This is a genomic window from Bradyrhizobium ferriligni, assembly GCF_056837965.1.
Window position 1 is genome coordinate 1 of sequence record NZ_JBXEJO010000396.1, and the last position, 392, is coordinate 392.

General features: G+C 31.1%; 1 protein-coding gene. It reads left to right on the top strand.

Annotated features, from left to right (window positions below; genetic code table 11):
• The coding region (locus AC1VNY_RS42890; RefSeq protein ID WP_482409738.1) for an ABC transporter permease at positions 1–392 on the top strand (392 nt) is incomplete at both ends.

Consider the following 392-nt stretch of genomic DNA (forward strand, 5'->3'; position numbering starts at 1 on the left):
TCATTAGTGAGAAGCGAGTAAGTCATGAAGATTCACAAAAAGTACAAGCACTACTTACAGCTATTCAAACAAATATGGTAGCCGGGGAATTAAATATCAACAAAGAAGACTTACAAAAATTACAAGCACAAAGTAAAGTTGATAATAAGGTGATTTCTAATGATGAAGTCGATAAAGTATCAGAAGGACAAAAGATTTTTAACTATGCTTTAGCTTATGGCATTATCTTTCTAATGTTCTTTATTGTTTTAAATTATTCATCTCAAATAGCTATGGAAATTGCTAGTGAGAAAACATCGCGCGTCATTGAAATGATTATTACAAGTATTTCACCAATCCAACCTATTTTTGATAAAATTTTAGGCATTATAACAGATGGCGTGACTCAGAGT